The organism is Aliterella sp. E5.1, from assembly GCF_057473825.1.
In genome coordinates, this window is record NZ_JBYCCV010000083.1 from 1 (window position 1) to 16998 (window position 16998).

General features: G+C 43.7%; 16 protein-coding genes, 1 tRNA gene and 1 pseudogene. 11 read left to right on the forward strand and 7 right to left on the reverse strand.

Features of this window, described 5'->3' with window-relative positions; all coding sequences use genetic code 11:
* From AC2VE5_RS19420 to ureC, 3 genes and pseudogenes are all read left to right on the forward strand, one after another.
* Positions 1 to 109, forward strand: a pseudogene (locus AC2VE5_RS19420) (IS1 family transposase); the annotation flags it as partial.
* Between the two features lie 102 nt (positions 110 to 211).
* Positions 212 to 853 carry an ATP-binding response regulator gene (locus AC2VE5_RS19425; protein ID WP_486889342.1) on the forward strand — a complete coding sequence of 214 codons (642 nt, stop codon included), beginning with the start codon at positions 212 to 214 and terminating at the stop codon, positions 851 to 853.
* A 153-nt stretch (positions 854 to 1006) separates the two neighbouring features.
* Positions 1007 to 2716 (forward strand): urease subunit alpha, encoded by a 1710-nt coding sequence (gene ureC, locus AC2VE5_RS19430; RefSeq protein WP_486889343.1) that lies wholly within the window; start codon positions 1007 to 1009, stop codon positions 2714 to 2716.
* 143 nt (positions 2717 to 2859) lie between these two features.
* Here ureC and AC2VE5_RS19435 read toward each other — a convergent pair whose 3' ends face one another.
* The gene (locus tag AC2VE5_RS19435; RefSeq protein ID WP_486889344.1) at positions 2860 to 3309 is read right to left on the reverse strand and encodes a hypothetical protein; all 450 of its coding nucleotides are present in this window, start codon (positions 3307 to 3309) and stop codon (positions 2860 to 2862) included.
* Positions 3310 to 3753: 444 nt separating this feature from the next.
* Between AC2VE5_RS19435 and AC2VE5_RS19440 the strand changes: the two genes are divergently transcribed.
* Together AC2VE5_RS19440 and AC2VE5_RS19445 are read left to right on the forward strand one after the other, a co-directional pair.
* Positions 3754 to 4872, forward strand: coding sequence for a hybrid sensor histidine kinase/response regulator (locus tag AC2VE5_RS19440; RefSeq protein WP_486889345.1), 1119 nt, complete (start codon positions 3754 to 3756; stop codon positions 4870 to 4872).
* Positions 4873 to 5098: 226 nt separating this feature from the next.
* On the forward strand, positions 5099 to 6478 hold the full coding sequence (locus AC2VE5_RS19445) for an aldehyde dehydrogenase (protein ID WP_486889346.1): 1380 nt from the start codon (positions 5099 to 5101) through the stop codon (positions 6476 to 6478).
* 84 nt (positions 6479 to 6562) lie between these two features.
* Here AC2VE5_RS19445 and frr read toward each other — a convergent pair whose 3' ends face one another.
* The 5 genes from frr to murA form a co-directional block, all read right to left on the reverse strand.
* Positions 6563 to 7111, reverse strand: a complete 549-nt coding sequence (gene frr / locus AC2VE5_RS19450; protein WP_486889347.1) for a ribosome recycling factor — start codon at positions 7109 to 7111, stop codon at positions 6563 to 6565.
* Entirely contained in the window at positions 7098 to 7826 is a 729-nt protein-coding gene (gene pyrH, locus AC2VE5_RS19455; protein WP_486889348.1) for a UMP kinase, read from the reverse strand. The genes frr and pyrH overlap by 14 nt, the downstream gene beginning before the upstream one ends.
* Positions 7827 to 7931: 105 nt before the next feature.
* Positions 7932 to 8480 (reverse strand): redoxin domain-containing protein, encoded by a 549-nt coding sequence (locus AC2VE5_RS19460; RefSeq protein WP_486889349.1) that lies wholly within the window; start codon positions 8478 to 8480, stop codon positions 7932 to 7934.
* A gap of 20 nt (positions 8481 to 8500) precedes the next feature.
* Positions 8501 to 9418, reverse strand: a complete 918-nt coding sequence (gene speB / locus AC2VE5_RS19465) for an agmatinase (protein WP_486889350.1) — start codon at positions 9416 to 9418, stop codon at positions 8501 to 8503.
* 100 nt (positions 9419 to 9518) lie between these two features.
* Positions 9519 to 10916 (reverse strand): UDP-N-acetylglucosamine 1-carboxyvinyltransferase, encoded by a 1398-nt coding sequence (gene murA / locus AC2VE5_RS19470; RefSeq protein ID WP_486889357.1) that lies wholly within the window; start codon positions 10914 to 10916, stop codon positions 9519 to 9521.
* A gap of 255 nt (positions 10917 to 11171) precedes the next feature.
* Between murA and AC2VE5_RS19475 the strand changes: the two genes are divergently transcribed.
* Positions 11172 to 11253, forward strand: a tRNA-Leu gene (locus AC2VE5_RS19475).
* 26 nt (positions 11254 to 11279) lie between these two features.
* The gene (locus AC2VE5_RS19480; protein WP_486889351.1) at positions 11280 to 12056 is read left to right on the forward strand and encodes a TrmH family RNA methyltransferase; all 777 of its coding nucleotides are present in this window, start codon (positions 11280 to 11282) and stop codon (positions 12054 to 12056) included.
* 2 nt (positions 12057 to 12058) lie between these two features.
* On the opposite strand, the gene AC2VE5_RS19485 is transcribed toward AC2VE5_RS19480, so the two are convergent.
* The gene (locus AC2VE5_RS19485; protein ID WP_486889352.1) at positions 12059 to 12457 is read right to left on the reverse strand and encodes an acyl-CoA thioesterase; all 399 of its coding nucleotides are present in this window, start codon (positions 12455 to 12457) and stop codon (positions 12059 to 12061) included.
* Between the two features lie 322 nt (positions 12458 to 12779).
* Between AC2VE5_RS19485 and AC2VE5_RS19490 the strand changes: the two genes are divergently transcribed.
* The 4 genes from AC2VE5_RS19490 (at position 12780) to ispG (ending at position 16819) form a co-directional block, all read left to right on the forward strand.
* Positions 12780 to 13067, forward strand: coding sequence for an HU family DNA-binding protein (locus AC2VE5_RS19490; RefSeq protein ID WP_486889353.1), 288 nt, complete (start codon positions 12780 to 12782; stop codon positions 13065 to 13067).
* Between the two features lie 4 nt (positions 13068 to 13071).
* Positions 13072 to 14208, forward strand: a complete 1137-nt coding sequence (gene cobD, locus AC2VE5_RS19495; protein ID WP_486889354.1) for a threonine-phosphate decarboxylase CobD — start codon at positions 13072 to 13074, stop codon at positions 14206 to 14208.
* A 21-nt stretch (positions 14209 to 14229) separates the two neighbouring features.
* The gene (locus AC2VE5_RS19500; RefSeq protein ID WP_486889355.1) at positions 14230 to 15537 is read left to right on the forward strand and encodes a dihydrolipoyl dehydrogenase family protein; all 1308 of its coding nucleotides are present in this window, start codon (positions 14230 to 14232) and stop codon (positions 15535 to 15537) included.
* Between the two features lie 79 nt (positions 15538 to 15616).
* A complete protein-coding gene (gene ispG, locus AC2VE5_RS19505; protein ID WP_486889356.1) occupies positions 15617 to 16819 on the forward strand; it encodes a (E)-4-hydroxy-3-methylbut-2-enyl-diphosphate synthase in 1203 nt (400 codons plus the stop codon).
* Positions 16820 to 16998 lie beyond the last annotated feature (179 nt).

Here is a 16998-nt window from a genome sequence, read left to right on the forward strand (position 1 = left end):
TTGGATTTGGCAGCATAGTCGGTTCAAGTCCACTGCCGCACAACGAGCAGGATTAACCTCTCGACCATGGACTTGGAATGATATCGTGACCTATCCCACAATAATCTGACGCACTACCCTGGATTTCAACAACACTTCACCAAACCCGTAGACACTGAAGTGCTGGTCGCTGCTATTGTTAATTTAGTTAGAGGAAGAAAACAGCAGTAACTTGTATGCCGCGAACGTTTTTATATTTACGCCAAATGAGGGGCGAGTCGAGGTGGAATTGGCGATCATACCAAATGAATATGCTGCTTTTTCCGCTCAAATTCGCGTCACGGATACTGGAATTGGCATCGCTTCTGAGTTTCTCCCCTACGTTTTTGAAAACTTTCGCCAAGCCGATGGCAGTACAACGCGCAAATATGGCGGCTTGGGACTAGGACTTGCGATCGTGCGGCATTTAGTTGAATTGCATGGCGGTACGGTGGCGGCAGAAAGTCCCCGTATTGGACAAGGAGCAACGTTTACAGTCAAGCTACCGCACCGAACCGTAGGATCGCCCGTCGTCAGCGATTCGCTTGGCAAGGCTCCTTTGCCGCAATTTCAATCCCTTCCCCTAGCTTCTCAAACCACTCCATTGGTCGGAACTCGCATTTTCTTAGTCGATGATGACCTTGATAATTTAGAACTCCTGCGCTTTCTACTTCAGGAGAGCGGGGCTACGGTAGCGACAGTGGCTTCGCCCTTGGCAGCACTCAAACTCATTGCCGACAATCCACCAGACCTCTTAGTCAGCGATATGGGGATGCCGGAAATTGATGGCTACCAATTGATTCGCCAAGTCCGAGCATTGTCGCAAGGCAGGTAGATTCCCGCCCTTGCCCTCACTGCGTTTGCTCGACAGGAAGCTAAAGAAGAAGCACTCTCTGCGGGCTTTCAGGCATACATTTCTAAACCTGTTAACCCCCTCGAATTGCTTGCAACCCTAACACAACTTTTATCCAGCAATTAGGAAGAAATTATGAGTTACCGCATGGATCGCCGCGCTTACGCCCAAACCTATGGATCAACTGTAGGCGATCGCATTCGTTTGGCAGATACGGAGTTATTTATTGAAGTAGAACAAAACTTTACTACCTATGGCGATGAAGTCAAGTTTGGCGGCGGGAAAGTAATTCGCGATGGCATGGGGCAATCACCCATCTCTAACGCCGATGGAGCGGTAGATCTAGTTATTACCAATGCTCTAATTCTCGATTGGTGGGGAATTGTTAAAGCCGATATTGGTATCAAAGATGGGCGAATATTTAAGATTGGCAAAGCTGGAAATCCTTACATCCAAAACAATGTAGATATTATTATTGGCGCGGGTACAGAAGTCATAGCCGGGGAAGGTGCGATTCTCACCGCCGGAGGAATAGATAGCCACATTCACTTTATTTGCCCCCAACAAATCGATTGTGCGATTTCTTCTGGGATTACAACAATGATTGGCGGCGGTACAGGTCCAGCTACCGGGACAAATGCTACTACTTGCACTCCTGGACCTTGGAATATCTACCGAATGCTGCAAGCGGCTGATGCTTTTCCTGTCAATATTGGCTTTTTGGGCAAAGGTAATAGCAGTCAACCTCAAGGACTTGTCGAACAAGTAAATGCTGGGGTAATGGGGTTAAAACTCCACGAAGATTGGGGAACTACCCCCGCTACTATCGATACTTGTCTTAGCGTCGCCGATGACTACGACGTGCAGGTGGCAATCCATACCGACACCCTCAACGAAGCTGGATTTGTGGAAACAACGATCGCGGCATTTAAGGATCGCACTATCCATACCTATCACACGGAAGGCGCTGGGGGCGGTCATGCACCCGATATTATCAAAGTCTGCGGGCAAAGTAACGTATTGCCGTCTTCTACTAACCCGACTCGCCCTTATACCCTCAATACTCTAGACGAGCATTTAGATATGCTGATGGTTTGCCATCACCTCGATCCAGCCATACCCGAAGATGTCGCTTTTGCCGAGTCGCGCATCCGCCGCGAAACTATTGCAGCCGAAGATATATTGCACGATTTGGGCGCTTTTAGCATGATTTCTTCTGATTCTCAGGCAATGGGACGAGTAGGAGAAGTAATTATTCGCACTTGGCAGACAGCACACAAAATGAAAGTGCAGCGAGGTCAATTGACAGAAGATAGCCCGCACAATGACAACTACAGGGCAAAACGATATATTGCCAAATACACCATTAATCCGGCGATTACTCACGGAATTGCGGCTCATGTAGGTTCGGTAGAAGTCGGCAAATTGGCAGATTTATGCCTGTGGAAACCAGCGTTTTTTGGAGTCAAGCCAGAAATAGTTATTAAGGGAGGCGCGATCGCCTGGGCGCAAATGGGTGATGCTAATGCTAGTATTCCTACCCCCCAGCCCGTACATATGCGTCCGATGTTTGCAAGTTTTGGCGGTGCGATTTCTAATACAAGTTTAACTTTCCTCTCCAAGGCTGCCCTAGAACGAGAGATTCCTACTCAGTTAAACTTACAAAAAATTGCCGTAGCAGTTTCTGGAACTAGACAACTTCGCAAACAAGATATGAAGCTAAATGCTGCTTTGCCCCACATGGAAGTAGATCCCGAAACTTACCAAGTTAGAGCCGATGGACAATTGCTTACTTGCGAGAGCGCGACTGTATTGCCTCTAGCACAACTTTATTTTTTGTTTTGATTAGTAACTAAATCCAAAAGATTTTTTAGTCAGCTTCAGCCAACTTTAGCTATTAGACTGGGACTTTAGTCCTAGGGGAGCTAGTAGGAAGATTTTTTATCAATCTATTGGATATTTTCAGCTTTTGCTCATAAATCTAGCAACTACTTCTTCGAGCTAAGTCCTTTTTTTGCAACTAAAATTCCTTGCTGATTAACTTGGTAGGCTTTGCTGAGGTAGCTTGTGCGATCGTAGAGAATTTGATGAATGTAAAGGTCTAGTTTTGCTTCATCCTCAAACTGAGGGCGGTAGTAGGGTTTTAACTTCTCTACTAAATCCATGCTTTGCACTTGCGCGTGCAGTTGTTCGCTGTCGCCATCAAAATAAGCCTTTCTTGCCGTGTCATTTTGCAAAAAGCTGACGATGATGGGACTTGGAATGCCACCAATGGCTACATAACCTTTTGTTAGCATTTCTACCCAAATCCATCCCAAGCCACCCATAACTACCAAGAAAATACTTGTAAATACTATTGAACCTGGGCGCAACGGGCGATCGCTTACTTTGTACCTGCGCTTTCTTTTTCGTGATGCTGGAAAAATAGGTAGTGTCATAATGGTTGTTTTTAATGCGGTTTTAATTTAGCCTGCAATTGAGTTATTGGCAAAGCAAACTAATTAAAGCCCTTCGCCCTCTCTGTGTTTGTAGAACTTAATACAAAAATAAAGCGATGTGTTGTGTTGGTTGTGATAATTTCTTACTCCTGGCAGTTGTTATTTCAAAAGTATATTGGTAAATATTCCAACTTAAGTTTTTTAAACCAACAATAACTGATAGCTTATATTAGATTTATTTATCATCTTGAAGTAAGTTTTAAGTTCAATTTAAGGAATGCACTATAGCGAACTTAGCCAAAATCTAAAAGTCAACAGCAATTAGAAGTAAATCGATAGAGTAATAATCTTTCGTAAGTAGGAGGTTAATTGCACTCTCAAAGGAAAAAATAATACAGGTAGAAGATATATTTAAAAAGCTTAATTTTTAGCAAGCATCCCTCCATGAGTTCGCCCCTAACTGCTACTGACCAAATACTTGTTGTTGATGATTCACCAGATAACGTATTTCTGATCCAAACTATTTTGGAGGAAGAAGGCTACGAGATTTCTACCGCCGACAATGGCGCGTCTGCCTTAGCCCAAATCGAGCAGTCTCCCCCCGATTTAGTGTTGCTAGATGTGATGATGCCGGGGATGGACGGATTTGAAGTTACTAAACGCCTCCGTGAAAATACTAAGCTGCCTTTTATTCCTATTCTCTTAATCACTGCCCACGATAAGCCCAGTGTCGCTCAAGGCTTGGATATGGGAGCAGATGATTTTATCCGCAAGCCTGTAGAAGTAGATGAATTGTTAGCACGAGTACGGAGCTTATTGCGTCTCAAGCACAGCGTAGACGAGCGCGATCAAATTGCCCGCCAAAGAGAAGATTACGTTTCTCGTCTTACTCACGACTTGCGTACTCCTTTAGTAGCTGCCGATCGGATGTTGATGCTATTCCAGCAAGGTGCATTGGGAGAACTTTCACCTACCATGCTAGAAGCGATCGCCACCATGGCACGGAGTAACCAAAATCTGCTGCAAATGGTCAATACTTTGCTCGAAGTTTACCGCTTTGAAGCTGGGCGCAAAACCTTAAGCTTTTTCCCTATCGATTTATGTCAGTTATTACAAGATGTTGTTAACGAACTTACTCCTCTAGCTGCGGAAAAAAAGTTGACGCTCGTTGCCGAATTTAACGAGCGATCGCCAATTAACAAAGTCATGGGTGATCGCTTAGAACTCCACCGCTTGCTTACTAATTTAGTTGGCAATGCAATTAAATTTACTGATAAGGGTTCTATTACTATTCGCCTCAATGCTACTGCTCCCAAAAATATTCCAGCAAAACAAAAAGCTCTAGCTTACGTTGCTATTGAAGTTGAAGATACAGGTTCAGGTATTGCTAAGGGCGAACAAGCAACTATGTTTGAGCGCTTTCGCCAAGGTAGCCACAAGCGTTCGGGTAGTGGATTAGGTTTGTATTTGTCTCGGCGCATTGTTGAAGCTCATCAAGGTACAATTGAGCTTAATTCTGAGTTAGGTAAAGGTAGTGTGTTTACTGTTTATTTACCTGCTTAGTGATCGGCACATTAAAATAGCAAATATTTTTATCTTTATTCACAAAAAATCTTTTATGATTAGGTTTTAGGTAGACAAATAAAAGCATTTTTGTTAAAATGTTATAATGGGGGGTGGTTGCAAAAATAATATTATAGTTAAGCCTCCCATTATAAAAATAATATCAAAAAAGTCAAGTAATTGCAAGGTTTTTTGTCAATTAAATTAATAAATTTTCAACCTAAAAATGCTTGCCAAAACAGTGACTTCTCAAATTATTTGTCAGCAACGCGAGTATTTCAGCAGTGGCAAAACAAAGGACATAAATTTTAGGATTGCCCAACTTAAAAAGTTAAGACTTGCTCTTGTAGAAAACTTTGAAGTAATCGCCCAAGCATTAAAAGCCGACTTAAATAAACCCCAGTTTGAAGCATATCTTACTGAGCTTATAGTCACAAAAGAAATCGACTACGCCCTAAAGCATATTAAGTCATGGACTAAGCCCAAAAAAGTCAAGATGCCCCTAGAGCAATTTCCTAGTTACGGTAGCATTTGCGCCGAACCTCTGGGAGTTGTATTAGTCATTGGGGCATGGAATTACCCCCTCCAACTAATAATATCGCCCTTAGTAGGCGCGATCGCGGCAGGGAATTGCACTGTTGTAAAACCGTCGGAAAATGCGCCTCATACGTCTAAAGTATTAGCAAATATTATTCAACAATATTTCGACGCATCCTATGTAGCTGTAGTAGAAGGAGGCAAAGAGACAAGCGAGCAGCTATTGGCTCAAAAATGGGATCGGATCTTTTTTACAGGTAGTACCGCCATCGGCAAAATTGTTATGGCAGCCGCCGCCAAACATTTAACTCCTGTGACGCTAGAACTTGGTGGCAAAAGCCCTTGTATCGTCGATACAGATATCGATATTGAAGTTACAGCGAGAAGAATTGTCTGGGGCAAATTTATTAATGCGGGGCAAACTTGCATCGCTCCCGACTATCTGTTAGTCAATAAGGCAATTAAGCAAGAATTAATAGAAGCGATCGCTAAGTATATCAAAGAATTTTTTGGCAACAATCCAGAAAGCAGCCCCGACTACGCCCGAATTATCGACGATAAGCAATTTTTCAGGTTGACTCACTTGCTTAAAAAAGGAGAAATAGCAATTGGTGGCGAAACTAACCAAACCCAGCGTTACATCGCACCGACAGTCATAGACAAAGTATCTTTAGCAGATCCGGTCATGCAGACAGAGATTTTTGGGGCAATTTTACCTGTAATTGCTTACGATAATTTATCAGATGCGATCGCAGTTATCAATCAGCAGCCCAAACCCTTAGCTATATACATCTTTTCAAGAAACAAATCCTTGCAACAGCAAGTATGCAGTCAAACATCATCAGGTGGAGTTTGTATCAACGATACACTGATGCAATTTGGCGTTTCATCTTTACCTTTTGGTGGTGTAGGCGATAGCGGAATTGGTAGCTATCATGGCAAAGCAAGTTTTGACACCTTTTCCCACTACAAAAGTATCTTAAATAAATCTTTCCTCCTTGACTTCAACTTACGCTATCCTCCTTACCAAGGAAAGTTAGCCTTCCTCAAGAAAATACTTTTTAACTAAAAGCGCAATTATTTAGTAACTTGTACAAATTTTAAACCGCCCCCCAAAATGGAAAGCGGTTATACAAATTTTTTTAGCTATAAGTTAAACCGTTGTAATGTCTTTTTCTTTCTCTGCCAGCAACTCGTCAATTTTGGCAATGTATTTATTTGTCAACTTTTGCAGATCGTCTTGACGATCGCGGGCTTCATCTTCCGATAGTTCGCTATTTTTTTCTTGCTTGCGAATTGAGTCAATTGCATCGCGGCGAATACTACGAATAGCAACTCTACCTTCTTCAGCGTACTTTGTTGCCAATTTAACAAATTCTTTGCGGCGATCGCTTGTCAACGGCGGAATATTCAACCGAATCGCCGTACCATCGTTATTGGGAGTCAAACCCACATCGGACAAAGAAATCGCTTTTTCAATCAAATTCAACGTACTGCGATCGTAAGGTTGAATTAAGATCGTACTAGAATCGGGCGCGTTGATATTTGCTAGCGCTTTCAAGCCCGTAGGCGCGCCATAATAATCCACTGTTACCTTATCCAACAAAGACGCATTAGCGCGTCCCGTGCGAATCGTATTAAAAGAGCGCATTGTCGCATCTACACTCTTTTGCATCGTACTTTCAGCCTCAGCTAACTTCACAAAAACCTCCGACAATAGTACCAATTGATTCTCCCATCACTGCCCGTTGGATGTTACCCCGAACAGACAAATCGAAGACAAGAATCGGAATATTATTTTCTTTACACAAAGCGATCGCTGTACTATCCATTACCCGCAAATCTTGAGCGAGAACATGGACGTAATTGAGCGTCTTGTAGCGTTTGGCATCAGGATTGAGCTTTGGATCGCTATCGTAGATGCCATCTACTTTAGTGGCTTTAAAAATCACCTCTGCATCGATTTCCGCAGCGCGCAATGCTGCCGTAGTATCGGTAGTAAAAAAGGGATTTCCCGAACCCGCACCAAAAATTACTACTCGTCCCTTTTCAAGATGACGAATAGCCCGCCGCCGAATATAAGGTTCTGCCACTTCTTGCATAGCGATCGCAGTTTGCACCCGCGTCTGCACCTCTAGCCTTTCTAAGCAATCTTGGAGAGTTAAGGCATTCATCACCGTAGCAATCATGCCAATATAGTCCCCCGTTGCCCGATCCATGCCTGCTGCTGACGCTTTGACTCCACGGAAAATGTTTCCGCCACCTACTACAATAGCGACTTGAACGCCGCTCGTGACAATTTCTGCTACTTCTGCGGCAATTTCTTCAACTATGCTTGGATCGATGCCATAGCCTAGGTTGCCCATTAGAGCTTCACCGCTCAATTTTAGTAGAATGCGCCCGTAAGGTTTACCCATGCCACACATTGATTTATTTCAGTTCTTGCCTCCAACTTAAGATAGCAGTAGAGTGGTGCTTTTTTATATTTGCCGCTCAAGTTCTCTATCAAAAGTCTCCAAAGCCTAGCGCCACCTCACCTCGCTACCCACAGCTTCCGTTGTAGTTAATTCAAGTGTTTCCCCGTTAAGCAAAGCAGTAGCTGCCTTTGCCAAATACTCGCTTTTGACTGCCTCTGCTTGGCTATTATCATCAATAGCTCCTCGGTAGCGCACCTTGCTAGTATCATCTAGCAAAAACACCATCGGTATCGTTGTTGCGCCAAAACTGCGCGTCACGTCTTGAGTTGAATCCCACAAATAAGGAAAATTTAATTGCTGCTCGGTAGCAAATTTCTTCATATTATCAAAGCTTTCCCCCAGATCTTGATTGCCATCGTGCGGATTGATGCCAATTAGGGTAAAGCCTTGCCCTTGCATGGAGTTTTGCAAGTTTTTTAGTCTTTCTATATACACCAGTACATCACTAGATGTATTCGTCATAAAGACAACACCCACTGCCTTAAACTTTTCTAAATAACGAGCTAGATGGTGAACTTCTAAGTCTACGCCTCTAATTTCAAAATCTGGTGCGTAGCTACCAATAGCTGTAGGAGTTAGTTCTAAAGAAGTCATGCTGTTTGTATTTAATAAGTTTACGAATACATTGATGCCGTCGAAAACTGGTATCCAATCAGCTTATAAACTAATTTAGCGGCTGTAAATTGTGAGACTACCGAATCGACAATTGGGGCTAATTCCATCACGTCGCAACCAATAACTTGATGTTTGGCAAATACTTGAGCTAAAAATATCGTTAGTTCGTACCAAGTCAATCCACCAGGTTCGGGTGTACCAACACCCGGAATTAAAGTTGGGTCAATGCCGTCTAAGTCAATAGTTAGAAATACCTTTTTTGTTGGGATAGAGGCGATCGCATTTTCAATCCAATCGGGATTTTTGGCAATATCTCGCGCCCGAAAAACCGTCAAATTTTTCTCTTTAATTAAATCCGCTTCTTCTTTACAAATTGCTCTAATGCCGATTTGGACTGTCGGCAAACCCATATCAACAATTCGCCGCATCACGCAAGCATGATTGTAAATTGAGCCTTCGTATTCGTGGCGCAAATCCCCATGAGCATCGATTTGAACTACCGTAAATGCTTCATTTGGATAAGCTTGACGATAAGCTTCTACTACCCCCGTCGTAATACTATGTTCGCCACCCAAAGCAATAACAAACTTATTATCCTTAATTAACTCAAAAACCTTTTTTTGAGTCACTTGCAGCATTTGCTCTGCGGTAATTTTGGGCGAATTGCGCGTATCGGCGATCGCGGCGGCAGTGTAAATTCCTACTTCTTGGCAAATTTCTTTGTCTAATTCTTCATCGTAGTATTCTACTTGCTGCGACGCTTCCAAAATCCCATCGGGTCCATTTTCGCAACCACGGCGATAGGTAGTTGTTGCCTCGTAGGGAATAGGTAAAATGACTACCTTTGCAGACTCATAATTTGCTGCTACATTCGTTCCCAAAAATGGCACTGTCAAAGTAGAAGTTTGTCCGCTCATAATCCATCAAATAAAATCTATATGATTCTAACAATTTAGAACTTAATTATTATTAAAAATAAAAAGTGAGGAGTAGATTAGCCCCTCACTCCTGACACCACTAAGACGAAAGTAAAGATTCAGAACTAATAGCACTCAAAGGAATGCTGATAACTGCCTCTGATTGGGGTACGCGCTTTAATTTGGCTCCTACTTTGAGCAACTTATTTTCTAATTGTTCGTAGCCGCGATCTAGATGATGCAATCCGGCAATTGTAGTTTTACCTTGAGCCGCTAAACCAGCCAAAACCAAAGCCGCCGATGCTCTCAAATCTGTGGCTACTACTGGTGCGCCCGACAACATCGGTACGCCGCGAATGATTGCATGATTATTTTTAACGCGAATATCCGCGCCCATGCGGTTCAATTCTGGTACGTGACGCAAGCGATTTTCAAACACGGTTTCTGAGACTAAACTATTGCCTTCACTCAGCGCTAGGAGCGCCATAAACTGCGCTTGCATATCGGTAGGAAAGCCAGGATAAGGCAGCGTTTCGATATCTGTGCCTCTAAGACTACTGCCAGGAATAATCCGCAAGCAGTCTGAGGACTCGGCAACTACTTGCGCCCCAATATCGCGCAACTTAGCTATAGCAGCAGTGAGATGATCGGGAATAACTGGAGACACGCTTAATTGCGAATAAGTAATTGCGCCAGCGATCAAAAAAGTTGCAGCTTCAACGCGATCGGGAATAATAGCGTAATCAGTAGCGTGCAAGCGAGGAACGCCAGAAATAACTATAGTATTGGTTCCAGCACCATGAATTTGCGCCCCCATTGAGTTACAGAAATTGGCTAAATCAACAACTTCTGGTTCTTGAGCGGCGTTTTCAATAATTGTTTCCCCTTCAGCTAAAGTAGCTGCCATCATCAACGTTTCCGTTGCGCCGACACTGGGGTAATCTAAATAAATTTTTGCTCCCTTTAGCCTGGTTCTATTGCCTTTAATATAGGCATTGACCATGCCATGCTCTATTTGGACATCAGCGCCCAATAATTGCAGTCCCCGGACGTGCAGAGCTACAGGTCTTGCTCCGATCGTACAACCACCAGGTAGAGGAACGCAGGCGGCTCCTAATCGCGCAAGTAGTGGTCCGATCGCAAAGAAACTCGCCCGCAACTGACTAACCAGTTCGTAGGGAGCTTGAGATTTGCCGATGGTACTGGCATTAATATCTAAAACATCATCAGTTTGGGTAATCTTTACGCCCAAAGATAAAAGAATTTCACTCATCCGCGTTACATCTACTAGCGCTGGTACGTTGCGCAGACGGCAATCTTCCGAGCAGAGTAAGGCGGCGGTAATCAAAACTAAAGCAGAATTTTTTGCGCCGCTAATTTTTACATGACCTTGCAAGGGAGCGCCACCCCAAATTTGCAACACGGATGGATCGGCATCTGGGGAGTGAGGAACTTTGAGCGAAATAGGATGAGTAGTAATAATTTTATCCTCCGAAATTTGTTGAGTATTTTTACATATGAGAATTTGGTCTTGATTCTACATTGATAATCGCCATCCGTAAAACTAGAAAATTCTCGGAGATTTTCAATTTGTAGGTATTATTGCTTTCCGTGTTTATACTGCCACTTGCCCAGCTAGTTTAAACTACTTGTAGATATAGAGCGCAAACTTTCAGCTTATTTACTTAGCTATTGACATAGACTTCTATCCAAGAGAAAATTGTAGACTGCCCTTAAAAAGACTTATAAGTAAGCGGAACTGGCGGAATTGGCAGACGCGCTAGATTCAGGTTCTAGTGCCGCAAGGCTTCCGGGTTCAAGTCCCGGGTTCCGCATCAATTTTTCAGCCAAAACCCCTTAAATGCTGACAAGTCTACAAAATCCCTTTGTCAAGCAAATCCGCAAGCTCCAATCGGCGAAAGAACGAAAAGAACAAAATTTATTTTTGCTAGAAGGAACTCATTTAATTGAGTCGGCGTGCTTAGTCGATTATCCGCTAGTTAGCGTCTGCTGTACCGAGCAATGGCTTGCTAATCATCGATATTTGTGGGAAAACCTGCTTACTAAAGCGGAACGCTTAGAAATTGTTAGCGCCGAAGTATTGAAAGCAATCGCAACTACTGTAACCCCTGATGGCGTAGTCGCAACGGCAAGGCGCAAAGAGGCTCAAACCAAATTGCCCTGTACGGGTTTGTTGCTAGGATTGGAAAATGTGCAAGATCCGGGAAATCTCGGCACGATTATTCGTACCTGTGCGGCGGCGGGGGCTTCGGGACTGTGGTTGAGTAACGATAGCGTAGACTTAGATCATCCCAAGGTACTAAGAGCGAGTGCGGGGCAGTGGTTTGGCTTGCCAATGGCGGTAAGTGACGACTTAAGCGCAACTTGCCTTGAGTGTCAAAAGTCAGGAATGCAAATTGTTGCTACTACTTCTACTGCAAAATTAACTTACTGGGGATTAGATTATCTGCGTCCCACTTTAATTTTATTAGGGAACGAAGGAGCAGGATTATCAACGCAGTTGTTAGAGATAGCCGATAAACAAGTAAGTATTCCCTTAAGTGCGGGGGTAGAATCGGTAAATGTAGCGATCGCGGCGGCATTATTACTATACGAAGCCAAGCGTCAGCAAGGGTAGAGTTATTTTGTAAATAAATCAACCATATTTTGCGGAATTGGTTTTGGACGCATAGCCGCCGATTCTACCCATACCCACAGTGCTTCTGCCGTTACCACAAGGATGTTATCAGGTTTGCGAATTTCGTAGCGCCGAATCGCGCGCGAACCTCGCAACTCTTGAATCCAAGTAGTTATATCCAAAAAGTCCCCAGCAATGGCGGGGCGCAGGTATTCTATTGCCAATCGCCTCATTACAAATACGCTGCCCAATTCCCGGTAAATTTCTAACGTCAAGCCCAAATGTTCCGAGTGTTCTATCGCCGCTTGTTCTAAATAACTTTGGTAGACAGCGTTATTTACATGACCTAAAGCATCCATTTCGTAATGTCTGACACGCAATTGAGTTGTAAATGTTTTCATGATTGATAATTAAGTATTGTGTCTCAATTAGCAGAATTTAATCTGTTTTACTAAAAAGACGGCAATCTTAGCATACTCCGCCGCAATAAAGTCGATTAGCCTCCAAAATTGGGCTTTTTCTCAGCATTGATAAGCAAAAATTACAAAATAACTTGCCAAATCCATATATCTTAAAGGTTTCACCGATCCAAATCAGGCGATCTCACCTTAGAATGATTCATTGAAATATCGAATTTACACAAGTTTCAGCCATTGTGAGTTAAATTCATTTTATTTATCCCACATGGGGAAATTTTGTCTGTAGTTCTCAAGGAGATTAATAATGAATAAAGGTGAATTGGTGGACGCAGTAGCAGAAAGAGCTAGTGTAACCAAAAAACAAGCGGATGCAGTCCTCAGCGCCGCTTTAGACGCAATCGTTGATGCGGTATCTACGGGAGATAAAGTAACTCTAGTAGGCTTTGGCTCGTTTGAACGACGCGATCGCAAAGAACGCGAAGGACGCAACCCCAAGACGAACGAAAAGATGAGTATTCCAGCAACTAGAGTTCCAGCTTTTTCTCCAGGCAAATTGTTCAGAGAGAAAGTAGCACCCGCCGGAGACAAATAAAAGCTTGGTACAGCCTGGACATGGAGGAAATTTGGACTGGGCAGCCGCAATCGCTGGCTGCCTTCCCGATGCAATTATCGATTTTTCTGCCAGTATTAGCCCTTTAGGACCGCCTAAAAGTGCGATTGCGGCGATCGTTGCTAATCTGGATAACCTCAGCCACTATCCCGATCCAGACTATCGGGAATTGCGGACGGGAATAGGTAAATTGCATCAATTATCTCCTGATTGGATTCTGCCGGGTAATGGCTCGGCAGAATTACTTACCTGGGCAGGCTGGGACTTAGCAACATTTGCCGCCACGGCTCTAGTTACGCCAGCTTTTGGAGACTATAGGCGCGCTCTTGAAGCTTTTGCTGCCCATATCCACCCCTTGCCAATTTTTGGCGCACTGCAAGGATTAGATTCTATCTGCTTGCAAGGCGATAGCGCAAGCGCGCCCGGTTACGGGCTTCGCAATTTTCTGTTGTCTGAGCAATCAAGCCTCCACTCCTACGCTCCCATGCAGAGGGGGCTATTGCTAAACAATCCTCACAATCCTAGCGGGAAGCTATTTCTGCTGGAGTCGATTGCGCCCTACTTAGACGAATTTGGTTTAGTAGTGGTAGATGAGGCTTTTATGGATTTTTTGCCGCCAGGGCAGCAACAAAGTCTCATCCCGCTAGTAGAAAAGTATCCAAACTTAGTAATTTTGAGATCGCTAACTAAGTTTTACAGCTTGCCGGGGCTAAGACTCGGCTACGCGGTGGCTCATCCCGACAGGCTCAAAATTTGGCAAGGGCGGCGCGATCCTTGGTCTGTCAGCACTTTAGCGGCGGCGGCGGCAATAGCCATCATCCAAGACACAGCTTTTCAACAGCAAACTTGGGCATGGCTACCAAGCGCGCGAGAACAATTATATAAAAGTTTGGCGCAACTGCCAGGATTGCAGCCTTGGGCGAGTGCGGCAAACTTTTTACTGGTACAGTCAAAAGGCTCGGTTAAGCAGCTTCAGCAGCGCTTATTACAGCAGCACAGGATATTAATCCGCGATTGCCTGAGTTTTCCGGAACTTGGCGACGGCTATTTTCGAGTAGCGGTACGATCGCATAGCGAAAACGAGCAGTTAGTAAATGCGATCGCAAAATCTATAATTAATTAGCGCCATTTTCTAAAATAACTTATGGCGGATTACGATTTAGTAATTATTGGTGGTTCTCTAGCAGGACGTTACGCTGCGAGTAGAGCAATTGAGCAAAACAAAAAAGTCGCCCTGATAGAACCAGAAGACTCAACGCTATTCGATCTACTTGTATCTCATGCTTTGAGTCAGTTAAGACAAGTAGATCGGCAATTTTTTATTTCGGCGATTTACCAAACATCTCTTAGTTGGGCAGAAGTTAGGCAATGGCTAAAAAATGCGATCGCCAATATAGAAGAAAAAAATTCTTTAGCATTACTAGCGGCAAGAGGCGTAGATGTAATTGTTGGTAATGCAAAATTTAGCGATCGCCAATTGCAAATTGAAGCTAATAACCGCAAACTTATTGCGCGTTCTTATTTAATTGCAACTGGCGCTGTACCAACTGCAATAGAAGCTACAAATTACTTTACTCCTGCCAATATTGCCCAACAGCTAGATCCAAAGTCAGTAGGCGAACATTGGGTAATTATTGGTGGGAATCCCGATAGTATCAATTGGGCGCAAATTTTGCAGCGCTTGGGTTTTAATATTACGTTGATAGTTAAAAGCCTGCAAATTTTACCTAGTTTAGATGCCGATATATCTTACTTGGTGCAAGCTATCTTAGAATCTGACGGGGTGCGGGTGCTGACGGCAACGACGGTTAGCCAAGTTAAGGAAATTAATGGCAAGAAGTGGGTGCAAGCGGGCAATGAAGCGATTGAAACCGATGAAATATTATTGTGTGCTGGCTACAGGCCCAATATTAAAAACTTGCACCTAGAAAATACAAAGGTTAAATGGCATCAACGGGGGATTGAAGTAAATTCCCGGCTGCAAACCACCAATCCTCAAATTTATGCTTGTGGTGAAGTGATTGGGGGTTATCCCAACGCTAATATCAGTAATTACGAAGCAAAAATTGCTGTAAATAACGCCTTATTATTACCAAAATTACAGGTTGACTATCAAATTGTCCCCTGGGGAATTGCTACCAATCCCCAAATAGCTCAAGTAGGACTTACCGAAACTCAAGCCAGACAATTTTACAAAGACGATGTTATTGTCTTGCAGCATGACTTAAAAAATGTAGCCGCCGCTCAGTTAAAAGAAGAAACTACCGGGATCTATAAATTGGTTACTCGCCCTGGCGGGCAGATATTAGGAGCAACAATTATTAGCTCTCAAGCTGGAGAATTAATTAATATTATTGCCATCGCGATCGCCCAAAAACTCAAAGTAGAGGCAATTTCTTCTTTATTCCCCATATATCCTAGTTTTTCTGAAATCTTTACTTTTGACCGCTAACTTCAAGCTAAAATCTTAACGGGACAAGATATTTAGCTTGTCGGTGGCTTTTCCTCTACCAATTTATCCCCTACAGGTTATGCAAACCCTGAACAATCCAGTAACTCATCAGCCTCTAGATACCACCATCCACCGACGCAAAACTCGACCAGTCAAAGTTGGTAATATTACCATTGGCGGCGGCTACCCTGTGGTGGTGCAGTCGATGATTAACGAAGATACTCTAGATATAGATGGCTCGGTAGCCGCAATTCGTCGCCTGCATGAAATTGGTTGCGAAATTGTCCGCGTTACCGTACCAAGCATGGCTCACGCCAAAGCATTAGCAGAAATTAAGCAAAAATTAGCATTAACTTACCAAAGCGTCCCTTTAGTTGCCGACGTGCATCATAATGGCATGAAAATTGCCTTAGAAGTTGCCAAGCACGTCGATAAAGTCCGCATCAATCCAGGACTGTATGTATTTGAAAAGCCGAAAACCACCGAATATAGCCAAGCAGAATTTGATGAAATTGGCGACAAAATTCGCGAAACTTTAGAGCCGCTAGTAGTTTCTTTGCGCGATCGCGGTAAAGCGATGAGAATCGGCGTAAATCACGGCTCTTTAGCCGAAAGAATGCTATTTACCTACGGCGACACTCCCGAAGGCATGGTAGAGTCGGCGCTAGAATTTATCCGCATCTGCGAGTCTCTAGACTTTGGCAACATAATAATTTCTCTCAAAGCCTCCCGCGTCCCAGTAATGGTGGCGGCTTACCGCTTGATGGCGCAGCGCATGGACGAATTAGGGATGGATTACCCCTTGCATTTAGGTGTTACGGAGGCGGGAGATGGAGAGTACGGACGCATTAAGTCAACGGCAGGTATCGCACCACTTCTAGCTGATGGCATCGGCGACACGATCCGCGTATCAATCACCGAATCCCCAGAAAAAGAAATTCCCGTTTGTTATAGCATCCTACAAGCCTTGGGATTGCGAAAAACAATGGTGGAATACGTTGCTTGTCCTTCCTGCGGTCGGACTTTGTTTAATTTAGAAGAAGTATTGCACGAAGTTCGAGAAGCAACTAAACACTTAACAGGGTTAGATATTGCCGTCATGGGTTGCATTGTCAATGGACCTGGAGAAATGGCGGATGCCGATTATGGCTATGTAGGCAAGCAACCAGGCTATATTTCTTTGTATCGCGGTCGAGAAGAAATTAAAAAAGTACCAGAAGTTGAAGGGGTCAAGGAGTTGATTAATTTAATTAAAGCCGACGATCGCTGGATCGATCCTTAAACCACCTCTAAGACCAGGGCAACCGCATAAAAATCATTGAGTTAAAAGTTTGATGAGATAGGTATGATCCCAAGCTGCCTTTTTGCGTCTGGCGGCAATGCCACGCTGGGATGAGGAGTCTTTGGCGAGAAGATTGAGAGCAAGATGCCTAAGCAAAGCCATGTTTTGAGGAGCAAAAT

Bases quoted from the DNA above. Each gene is read 5' to 3' on its own strand.
- AC2VE5_RS19460 (WP_486889349.1), bottom strand. From the start codon at position 8,480: ATGACTTCTTTAGAACTAACTCCTACAGCTATTGGTAGCTACGCACCA.
- AC2VE5_RS19435 (WP_486889344.1), bottom strand. From the start codon at position 3,309: ATGACACTACCTATTTTTCCAGCATCACGAAAAAGAAAGCGCAGGTAC.
- AC2VE5_RS19500 (WP_486889355.1), top strand. From the start codon at position 14,230: ATGGCGGATTACGATTTAGTAATTATTGGTGGTTCTCTAGCAGGACGT.
- pyrH (WP_486889348.1), bottom strand. From the start codon at position 7,826: ATGGGTAAACCTTACGGGCGCATTCTACTAAAATTGAGCGGTGAAGCT.
- ispG (WP_486889356.1), top strand. From the start codon at position 15,617: ATGCAAACCCTGAACAATCCAGTAACTCATCAGCCTCTAGATACCACC.
- AC2VE5_RS19480 (WP_486889351.1), top strand. From the start codon at position 11,280: ATGCTGACAAGTCTACAAAATCCCTTTGTCAAGCAAATCCGCAAGCTC.
- AC2VE5_RS19445 (WP_486889346.1), top strand. From the start codon at position 5,099: ATGCTTGCCAAAACAGTGACTTCTCAAATTATTTGTCAGCAACGCGAG.
- speB (WP_486889350.1), bottom strand. From the start codon at position 9,418: ATGAGCGGACAAACTTCTACTTTGACAGTGCCATTTTTGGGAACGAAT.
- AC2VE5_RS19490 (WP_486889353.1), top strand. From the start codon at position 12,780: ATGAATAAAGGTGAATTGGTGGACGCAGTAGCAGAAAGAGCTAGTGTA.
- AC2VE5_RS19485 (WP_486889352.1), bottom strand. From the start codon at position 12,457: ATGAAAACATTTACAACTCAATTGCGTGTCAGACATTACGAAATGGAT.
- AC2VE5_RS19440 (WP_486889345.1), top strand. From the start codon at position 3,754: ATGAGTTCGCCCCTAACTGCTACTGACCAAATACTTGTTGTTGATGAT.
- ureC (WP_486889343.1), top strand. From the start codon at position 1,007: ATGAGTTACCGCATGGATCGCCGCGCTTACGCCCAAACCTATGGATCA.